This window comes from Ruminococcus sp. MCC718 (assembly GCF_018783905.1).
Classification (GTDB): domain Bacteria; phylum Bacillota; class Clostridia; order Lachnospirales; family Lachnospiraceae; genus Hominisplanchenecus; species Hominisplanchenecus faecis.
Map to the genome: position 1 here is coordinate 19,322 of NZ_WQNP01000151.1, position 7,736 is coordinate 27,057.

The following is a 7,736-nucleotide window of genomic DNA, read 5'->3' on the forward strand; positions in this document are numbered from 1 at the left end:
AACATATACAGAAGAGGAGTTTTCTCCAACTAAGATAAGATTTACGAGGGGTGAGCAGATGAAATTTTTTCATTTATCCGATCTGCATATCGGACTGAAACTGATCGAACGCGATCTGCGGGAAGACCAGGAATATATTTTTGAACAGATCATCCGGCTGGCAAAAGAGCAGCAGCCGGATGCGATGGTGATCGCAGGGGATATTTATGACAAAGCTGTTCCGTCTGCGGAGGCAGTGGAGATTTTTGACAGCTTTATGAAAAATCTTTCCGAAGAAATGCCGCAGATGCCGGTGATGATCATCAGCGGCAATCATGACAGTGCCGCCAGGCTGAACTGTTTTCGCAGTATTTTGTCCAGGCAGAATGTCTATATGATTGGCACGCCGCCGACTACAGAAGAGGAATATATCGAAAAAGTGACACTGCAGGATGCTTATGGTGATCTGCATTTTTATCTGCTTCCGTTTGTGAAACCGTCGATGGTAAGAGAGATCGTGGGAACGCGGGAGGACGGAACACAGCATTCCTACGACGAGGCACTGCATCTTCTGATCGAAAGAGAAAATATCGATACAAAGGAGCGAAATGTGCTGGTCAGTCATCAGTTTTATCTTCCATCCGACCGACAGGCGGAGGACGTAGAGCGCATGGATTCCGAGATCCGCACGGTCGGAAATATCGATGAGATCTCAGCAGATGTGCTGGAAGTGTTTGATTATGCGGCACTTGGACATATCCACAAACCGATGAAAGTGGGAAGCGAATATTATTGTTACTGCGGAACACCGCTTGCCTGTTCGGTCAGTGAAGCCGGACAGAAAAAAGGCATTGTGATGGTGACGATGAAAGAAAAAGGAAATATTTCCACGGAAGTGCTTCCGCTTCCGCCGCTTCGTCAGGTGCGTGTGATAAAGGGAGAATTTCAGGAGGTGCTTTCGCAGGCATGCGAAGATTATGTCACGGTCGTGCTCACAGACAAAGAAGATCTCGATGTGATCGACCTCAAAGACCGTCTGCGAAATGCATTTCCATATCTGCTTGAGATCCGCAGAGAGAGGGAGCGGAGAGCAGAGTACAAAAGACAGAGCAGAAAGATTGAAGAACTGGACCCGTTTGAACTTTGCTGTTCGTTTCTCGGGGAACATATGGATGAGGAAGAACGTGAGATGCTGCTGGATGTGATCAGCAGTGTACAGGGGGTGAAATAAGATGCGGCCGTTAAAACTTGTGATGCAGGCGTTTGGTTCCTATGGAAACCGAACCGAGATTGATTTTGAAAAACCGGATCAGAATTTATTCCTGATCACCGGAAATACCGGCTCCGGAAAAACAACGATTTTTGATGCGATTGTGTTTGCTCTCTACGGAGAAGCCAGCTCCAATGCAAATAAGAAAAACGGTGCGGAACTTCAGAGTCAGTTTGTGGAGATCGGAACGGAGCCGTTTGTCTCCCTGACTTTTTCTGAGAAAAACGGAACTGAGATCGATTTTTATACCGTGAAACGCATTCCGCGTCATGTACGTCCGCTGAAACGCGGCAGCGGCGAAAAAATGGTCAGTGAGGAAGTTTCACTTACCATGCCGGACGGCAGCGAATATCCGGCAAAAGAGACGGATGCGAAACTGATGGAGATTGTCGGACTGACAAAAGAGCAGTTTATGCAGGTTGCGATGATCGCTCAGGGAGAATTCATGGAACTTCTGCGTGCAAAATCAGATGATAAAAAAATGATCTTCCGCAAGCTGTTTCACACCGGTCTGTACGAGGAGATCAAAAATGAATTTGCCGTACGCAAAAAAGAAAAACAGGCAGAGATCGATCAGATCCGCATGCGGTGTATTGCCGAGATCAGCCGCACAGAACTTCCGGAAGGTCTGGAACAGACGGCATTTTTAAAAGAAAAGAAAAAAGAACTGGAAAAATCAAAAGATTTTTCGGTAACGGTCCTGGAGCAGTTTCTGGAGAAACTGGAACTTCTGTGCGAGGAGCTTTCGAAGCGGACGAAAGAAGCAAAAAAGACCGTGGAAAAGAGAAGTCAGGAACGTGATCATGCAAGGGATGCCGCTGCGAAAGCTTCTCAGCTTCTTAAATCTTTTGTACAGCTGGAAGATGCAGAAAAGACCTTGCAGAGCTTAAAAGGGCAGGAAGAAGCGATCACAGAACAGCAGGAACTGGCGGTTCGGGTCGAAGACGCCTGGGAGGTACAGGCAGTTTATCAGCGGCTTTTGGACTGCAAGAAAATGCTGGAAAAATTGAGATCAGACCTTCAGGAACAGACAGAACAGCTTCCGAACCTTATGGAAGATACAAAACTCTGTATACAGAATACAAAAGATGCAAAACATCAGCAGGAAGAAGAAGTTGCGGCTTTTACCAAAGTGGAAGAAAAAGTGAAAAAAGCCATGGAAGTCTTTACAAAAATGGAAGCTGCCGGGCAGGATGTGATTCAAAAAGAAAAAGCGGTCCAAAACGCAGAAGAAAAAGAGCGAGCACTCAAAGCAAAAAAAGAGCAACTTGAAAAACAGCAGGAAGCGTGGCGGGAACGCTCACAGCAGCTTGCACAGTCGGAGAAAAATCTTGCTTTATGGCAGGCAAAACAGAAAGATTTCGGTTTGCTGGAAACGGAATTTTCCAGAGCAGAACAAACGGAGAAAGAATACAAAACACAAAAGCAGACGACAGAAAAAAGACGTCTTGCCTATCGGGCGGCCAGCCTGGAATTTGAAGAAAAAAATGCCGTTTACGAGCAGAAACGAAAGATCTTTTTAAATGCTCAGGCAGGTTTTCTGGCACAGGAGTTAAAGGAAGGGTGCCCGTGTCCGGTCTGCGGTTCCACAGAGCATCCTTCTCCGTGTAAGCTTGAAAAAGAACACCAGAATCTGACAAAAGAGATGATCGAGGAGCTGGCCCTTCAGGCAGAGCAGCTGCGGGGAAAACAGGAACAGGCGGCAGCGGCGGCAGAAGCCGCAGGGAGCCTTCTGGAAGAAAAACAGAAAAATGCCGGGGAAAGTTTTGAACATCTCCGCAGCAGGGCAAAAGAAGTTCTGGATTTAGAAGAAATACGTGCAGACTTTCTGGAGCAGATGAAAGGTGAATTTTTGCATCAGAGTAAAAAAATGGAAGCAGAAGGCAGACAGCTTCAAAAAGAAGTGAACGAGTATCAGATGCTTCTTTCTGCCCTTACAAAAGCAGAAAAGCAGAAAGAGCAATTTCAGGAGAAGCTTGAGCAGTCCGCAAAAGAAACAGCAGATGCCAAAACCGCTCTGGAGCGAAGCCGTGTGATGCTGGAGAGCCTGGAAGGATCAAAAGATTACCAGAATCAGCAGGAAGCACAGGCGGCGTATGCAAAAGCAGATACCGCCAAAAAGGAAAAAGATGTACTTGTCATGCGGGCAGAGGAGAGACTGCAAAAAGCACAGGAACAGGAAAACCGGGCACAGACCTTAATTGCAAAGTATAAAAAAGAAATCCCTCAGCAGATGGAAGAGCAGAAGATCCGACAGCAGGCTTACCTGGAAATTCTGGAAGAAAAACATTTTCCGGAAACGGCCTGGATGGAACTGACCGGAACTTACACCAAAACGCAGGTGCAGAAATGGAAACAGGATGCACAGAACCACGGCAGACAGAAAGCGGCAGCCGAAAGCCTGATAAATTCTGCCAGGGCAGCGATCGGCGAACAGCCAAAACCAGTCCTGGAAGAACTGGAAAAAACCAGTGAAGCAGCAGAAGCGGCGTGGAAAGAAAGTCAGCGTGTTCTGGAACAATGGCAGGAAATCTGGCGGATCGATCAGAAAGTCTGCCAGGCATTAAAACCGCAGATGGAAGAACGCAGTGAAGTGATGCATCAGTATGAAAAAATAAACGGACTGTATCAGCTTCTGTCCGGAAACAGGAAAAACTCCAGAATGGATATCGAAACATATGTACAAAGGCATTATCTGGAGCAGATCCTGGAAGCGGCAAACCAGAGATTTCAGGACATGTCCGCAGGACAGTTTGAACTGCGGATGTGCGATATTGACAAAGCCGGAACAGGCAAAAACAGAGGTCTGGATCTGATGGTTTATTCTGCTGTGACCGGAAAAGTCCGTGAAGTGCGAACGCTCTCCGGTGGCGAGTCCTTTATGGCGGCACTTTCCCTGGCACTTGGCATGGCAGATCAGATCCAGGAAAGTTCCGCAGCGATCAATCTTGATATGATGTTCATCGACGAAGGCTTTGGATCACTGGATGAACATTCCAGAGATCAGGCAGTAAAAGTCCTCCAGAACATGGCAGAAGGCGAGAAACTGATCGGTATTATTTCGCATGTGACGGAACTGAAGCAGGAGATCGAAGATCAGCTGATCGTGACCAAAGACGATCAGGGAAGCCATACCCGCTGGCAGATCAGTTAAATCGGATGCAGGTATCAAAAGATATCAGAGGTACTCTCGTATGGCGTCTTTTGACCCAAACATCATGATATGAGTATGGAGAAAGGAGGGGACAGGACATACAAAACAAAAAGAAAAAGACAGAAGTGATCGTTGTTGACAAACGCCCGACAATGGCTGAATGGCCGGTTCGAATCTGGGCGATGGAAGAAATACCGGAAATTTTTGATCTGGAAGCAAGAAAGTCCATGAAAGGAACTTTTAACCAGTATCACATGGTATATTCGCCAATTCGCCGCACGGCACCGGATTCTTTTGAATATATGTTCGGGTACGGCGAAGGGGAAATTTTTTATCTCAAAAATGAAAAAAATAAAGTTCGCAGGACCGTTCTGAAATGTAGCCAGATAGAGGAGATTTACACACAGAGAGAATTGCTCAATGCAAAGATTATCGTGAAATATAAAGCAGATTTACAGGACAGGGAACTGGAAACGCTGGAATTCCCTTACATTCCATCGGTATATTATCTTTATGATCCGTTTCTGAACTGGATGCTTGGTCTGGATCAGGAATTTGTACCTGCACTTGCAGAGCAGGAACATCCACGTCCGGAAAAACTGTACAAAGAAAGCCCGGTTATGTACAATTATGTGCTGGCAGCTTACCGACTGGGAGACTGTATCGGAGATTATAAATATACCTCAGAACAGCACCGACACAAGTGGATGCCGTGGAAAAAGGTACTGGAAGAGTGGCTGGAAGTTCCGATGAGCAGAGGAACCTTTACACTGCACAGCCTGGAATATCTGACCGAGTGCGGTTATCTGGAACTGAGGAATAAAAATGCAGCGGTACAGCTCAAGAAACAGTGAAAAGAATTGTGCAGGAACCTCCCGGATGATGTAGCTTATGCACAGGCACATCACGGTTTCAGGCTTTTGCTCCTGGTATTATAATAATTATAAGGAAAAAACAAATATGAATAAAAAATTAGAGGCATTACAGGAATATTTAAAAGAACTCGGAAGCGTGGCAATCGCATTTTCGAGCGGTGTGGATTCCACCTTTCTTCTGAAAGTGGCACACGATGTGCTGGGAGATCAGGTAATCGCAGTGACGGCACAGTCCTGCTCTTTTCCGAAACGTGAGCTGGAAGAAGCGAAAGCATTCTGCAAAAAAGAAGGCATCAAACATATTATCTGCGAGTCAGAAGAATTACAGATCGAAGGATTTTCCCATAATCCAAAGAACCGCTGTTATCTTTGCAAACATGAACTGTTTGAAAAAATCGGAAATATTGCAAAGGAAAACAATATCAAATATGTTGCAGAAGGTTCCAATATGGATGACAACGGCGATTATCGCCCGGGACTGCAGGCAGTGGCAGAACTTCATGTAAAAAGTCCGCTTCGCCACGTAGAGCTGACAAAACAGGAGATCCGTGATCTTTCAAAAGAAATGGGACTTCCGACCTGGGACAAACAGTCCTTTGCCTGTCTTTCCTCACGTTTCGTTTACGGAGAAGAGATCACAGAGAGCAAACTTTCCATGGTAGACCAGGCAGAACAGCTGCTTCTGGACATGGGGTTCCATCAGCTGCGTGTCCGCATCCACGGACAGATGGCAAGGATCGAAGTGATGCCGTCCGAATTTTTGAAACTGATGGAAGATGCAAACAGAGAAAAGATTGTTTCTGAATTCAAGAAAATCGGTTTCAGCTATGTGACCCTGGATCTTCAGGGATACCGCATGGGAAGCATGAACGAAACGATCAAAACAGATTAAAATTGACCGAGCTCTTTAGAGCGAGAGATGCTTCTTGTCCGAAGAGCAAGAAGATGGGCATTAAGAAAACTTATATGTAAAATAGAACGCCATGATGATTCGAAAACAATCTCCTGACACGCTGCATTTCCTGTTCGGTTCGCTCGCCTGTTAGCCGCCCTTCGCCTAAACTCGCCTCTTCGAGGCTCAGACAGCGGCTCCTTGGGGCGGCAACATCGCAAACCTCACGACGGAAGCCTTGCTACCGTCAGAGCGATTGTTTTCGAGTTCATCATGGCTGTTTTTTTGCTGTCTGGAAAACTTGAAAAAGTAATATAGATTACTGGATTCAAAAAGATTGACATAGATCGCTTATTCATGTATAATAATCACAAAATAGTTTTAAATAAATTCTATCTAACTTTCATTGCCGTTCGGCAGGAAAATCCAACAAAATTTCATACCTGCACAAAGCGGCTTGAAAAATAAAAAAGTGACATTGTAAGAAAACTTTTTGATAAAACAATATTTGCAAATGGTTCGTTATAAAATAAGTTTCACGATTTTGATATCTCAGGCTGTTTTGTATCAGGAAAATATCAGCAAAGCTGATCAGAATTACGTGTCAGGTTTCACGTACATTCCACTTGAATCAATACAAAAAGAAAAGGAGCAGCCTATGGGAGAAAAAGATATTACCGAAAAAATACTGGAAGATTATAATGATGTATTTGCAGATATTATAAACGGACTGGTTTTCAAAGGAGAGCAACGAATCTTACCGGAATCTCTAAAAAATGCACAGGTTCATTCTCAATATAAAGCAGAGGACGGAAAAGTGCATGAACTGGAAAGAGATGTAATAAAATACTGGAAAGAAAAAGAAGTCGAATTGGCGATTTGCGGAATCGAAAACCAAAGCAATGTAAAAAAATATATGCCGTTTCGCATCATAGGATATGACGGCGCGGCATATCGCAGTCAGTTACTGGATGACAGAAAAGAAATTTTGCCGGTCATGACCATTGTATTATATTTTGGCACAGATCATCATTGGCGTGGAAAAAAGAATATCAAAGGATTGATGAAAATTCCGGAAGGGCTGGATGAGTATATCAATGATTATGAAATGAAAGTATTTGAAATCGCATGGCTTACAGAAGAAGAGATCAGTCGCTTCCACAGCGATTTTAAAGTCGTGGCAAATTTTTTTGTTCAGAAAAGAAAACATAAGAATTATATCCCGGATGATCCAACGGAAATTAAGCATGTAGATGAAGTACTGAAATTGCTTCGGGTTATGACAAGGGATGAACGGTATCAGACAATATTTCAGGAAAAGAAAGGAGTGCACAGCATGTGTGATGTAGCAGAAAGACTTGAAAAAATGGGAATGGAAAAAGGAAAAGAGGAAGAAAAAATTCGTGTATACAAGAAACTGATTGAAAAAGGATTTTCAGAACAAGAAGCACAGGAGATAACCGAACTGCCGAAACCACTTGAGGTGTAAATAAAAAGTTGTCGGTGGTTTCCTGGCAGGTGTAAAGAATTGAAATGCCGAGTGTTTTAAAAGACTGTTTGCAAAAG

The 7,736-nt window shown here is 44.4% G+C and carries 5 protein-coding genes; all 5 read left to right on the top strand.

Annotated features, from left to right (window positions below):
• The first annotated feature begins 58 nt into the window (after positions 1–58).
• The 5 genes from GPK60_RS12590 to GPK60_RS12610 all read left to right on the top strand — a co-directional run bounded on the left by GPK60_RS12590 (position 59) and on the right by GPK60_RS12610 (position 7,659).
• Positions 59–1,210 carry an exonuclease SbcCD subunit D gene (locus GPK60_RS12590; RefSeq protein WP_215660437.1) on the top strand — a complete coding sequence of 384 codons (1,152 nt, stop codon included), beginning with the start codon at positions 59–61 and terminating at the stop codon, positions 1,208–1,210.
• 1 nt (position 1,211) lies between these two features.
• Positions 1,212–4,403, top strand: coding sequence for an SMC family ATPase (locus tag GPK60_RS12595; RefSeq protein WP_215660439.1), 3,192 nt, complete (start codon positions 1,212–1,214; stop codon positions 4,401–4,403).
• A 125-nt stretch (positions 4,404–4,528) separates the two neighbouring features.
• On the top strand, positions 4,529–5,257 hold the full coding sequence (locus tag GPK60_RS12600; RefSeq protein ID WP_215660442.1) for a hypothetical protein: 729 nt from the start codon (positions 4,529–4,531) through the stop codon (positions 5,255–5,257).
• Between the two features lie 106 nt (positions 5,258–5,363).
• Positions 5,364–6,170 (top strand): ATP-dependent sacrificial sulfur transferase LarE, encoded by an 807-nt coding sequence (gene larE, locus GPK60_RS12605; protein ID WP_022119830.1) that lies wholly within the window; start codon positions 5,364–5,366, stop codon positions 6,168–6,170.
• A gap of 658 nt (positions 6,171–6,828) precedes the next feature.
• The gene (locus GPK60_RS12610) at positions 6,829–7,659 is read left to right on the top strand and encodes an Rpn family recombination-promoting nuclease/putative transposase (RefSeq protein ID WP_215660444.1); all 831 of its coding nucleotides are present in this window, start codon (positions 6,829–6,831) and stop codon (positions 7,657–7,659) included.
• The last annotated feature ends 77 nt before the right edge of the window (positions 7,660–7,736 follow it).